Origin of the sequence: Streptomyces sp. (assembly GCF_031181555.1) — a bacterium.
GTDB lineage: Bacteria > Actinomycetota > Actinomycetes > Streptomycetales > Streptomycetaceae > Streptomyces > Streptomyces fimbriatus.
The window spans coordinates 30,721-32,857 of record NZ_JAPSKQ010000064.1; the positions used below are offsets into that span (position 1 = coordinate 30,721).

The following is a 2,137-nucleotide window of genomic DNA, read 5'->3' on the forward strand; positions in this document are numbered from 1 at the left end:
GCGACTTGGCTTGCCGGGCCGACCTGCGACGGAGAAGCACTGGTCCCCGGTGGGCCGGCGGCTCGTTCCCCGGTGTTCCCCGTGGTTCCCCGCACGATCCGGCACGCGTCCGGCACGGCCTCTTCGTCCCGAGCCACGGCAGGAGGGTCGTTGAGGTGTCCTCTGCCGACCGGCCGTGGTGCCGGGGTCGATGCCGGCCGGCTGCGGTCACGGTGGTTGCTGTACTTTCGTGCTGCACGGAGGCGCGATCAGCTTGGGGGGACCGTGGCGGCGCTGGGCTTCTTCCTCGTTACGCTGCCGTGCCTGGCCATCGTCTGCTTCGTCTGCTTCGCCGCTTGCCGTGCCCAGCGACACCAAGCGTTCAAGATCTCGGCCTATGTGTTCCTGTCCGCTGGTCTCCTCTGCGCGCTCACCCCGGTCGGAGTGCTGATGTGGGCCTCCACGTATCTGTAAGTGCGCCCGGATGCGCGACGTCGTCAGTTCCCGTCCAGCAGCACCAGTGTGGAAGATCGCGTACGCGGACGGGTGCTGACCCCGCAAGACGGCGACCTGCACGGTTCCGGGACGCTCACCGGTGTTCCCCGCTGTTCCCCGTCGGCCGCTGCTCGATCGGGCACGCCGGGGACACGCTCAGCCTTCGCCGTCACCGGGTGCCGTGAGGTCCACCCATATCCACGGCGTGTGGTGCCACGTGCGCGTTTCGCCCATGACGAGGTCAGTGGTCATCACGGTCAGACGCGCGGTCCGAGAAACAGGCCACCGCTTGCGTCGATGACCTGCCCGGTGATCCAGCGCGCCGCGTCGGAGGCGAGGAACGCGACTACGTCGGCGACATCGTCGGGCCTGCCCAGCCGGTCGAGCGCCGTCGTGCCGGCGATGAGTTCCGCCAGGCCGGGTGCTTCGAAGAACGCTCCGTTGGCCGCGGTCCGAGTGGCGCCGGGGGCGACCGCGTTCACCGTGATTCCCCGCACTCCGAGCTCGTTGGCCAAGGTCATGCTCATCGTCTCGACCGCTCCCTTCGTCATGGCGAAGGAGGTCTGGGAGGGGTTGGCCATCCGGGTCGCCACGGAGGAGATCGTAATGATGCGGCCACCGTCGCGGAGCGAGCGCAGTGCTCGCTGGATGATGAAGTACGGCGCTCGCACGTTCACCGCGAAGAGGTGGTCGAACTCCTTGCGCGTCGTGGCCCCGAGAGGGCCGGCGGGCGCAGCCGCCGCGTTGTTGACGAGGATGTCGAGCGGCCGCCCGGCCAGTGCGGCCTCGACTCCCGCGAAGAGTGTGTCGACGTCGTCCTCCACACCCAGTTCCGCTCGGACGGTGACCGCGGTTCCACCGGCCCGCCCGATCTCGTCGGCCGTCGCGGCCGCACCGACCTCGTCCGCGCCGAAGTGCACGAGGACGGCGGCCCCGTTCGCCGCCAACCGGACCGCGATCGCCCGGCCTATGCCGCGCGACGCGCCGGTCACCAGAGCCGTCCTGCCGGCCAGGTCGTTCACACCGCTCATGCCCCACCCCACACCCTTGTGAGTGACTACCAATCTGGTAGTCACTATCAATAAGGTAGGGTCTACCATATGACGGGTCGGCACTCAACACTGCGAGCACAACGGCGAGCGGAGACGCAGCGCATGATCCAGGCGCTCGCGGTACGACTGTTCACCGAGCGCGGATACGACGCCACGACCGTGACCGACATCGCCGAAGCCGCAGGCGTGTCGCCCATGACCGTGTACCGGCACTTCCCCACGAAGGAAGACCTGGTGCTCGTCGACCAGAACGGCCCGCTCGTCGCTGAGCGGATCGCCGCTTCGTCCGCCGCGCAGCCCCTGGTCCGCCGTATCGGCGGTGCGCTCGTCGACGGGGCCGCGACGTTGACCAGCGGCGGCCGCCCGGACGACCCCACGGCGGGCGAGGAGTTCCTGCTCGCCCGCCTCCGGCTCATGATCTCGACGCCGGCCCTGCGCGCCAGGCACCTGGACAACCACTACGCCCTTCAGCAGGCGATCGTCGACGCCCTCGGGGACGATGCCACCGATCCCGACGCGGCGTTCCGCGCCCGAGCGGCGGCCGGCGCCTGCCTGGCCGCCATGCACACGGCACTGGTGCGCTGGGCCGAGGACGACGGACGGACCGAGCT

3 protein-coding genes are annotated in these 2,137 nt (G+C 69.7%); 2 read left to right on the top strand and 1 reads right to left on the bottom strand.

What is annotated here, in order from left to right; genetic code table 11:
- Positions 1–264 precede the first annotated feature (264 nt).
- Positions 265–453 (top strand): hypothetical protein, encoded by a 189-nt coding sequence (locus RIM90_RS15610; protein ID WP_309061302.1) that lies wholly within the window; start codon positions 265–267, stop codon positions 451–453.
- Positions 454–731: 278 nt separating this feature from the next.
- On the opposite strand, the gene RIM90_RS15615 is transcribed toward RIM90_RS15610, so the two are convergent.
- Complete coding sequence (locus RIM90_RS15615) at positions 732–1,505, bottom strand: SDR family oxidoreductase (protein WP_309061303.1); 774 nt, start codon at positions 1,503–1,505, stop codon at positions 732–734.
- A gap of 123 nt (positions 1,506–1,628) precedes the next feature.
- Here RIM90_RS15615 and RIM90_RS15620 point away from each other — a divergent pair.
- The coding region (locus RIM90_RS15620; RefSeq protein ID WP_309061304.1) for a helix-turn-helix domain-containing protein at positions 1,629–2,137 on the top strand (509 nt) is incomplete at its 3' end.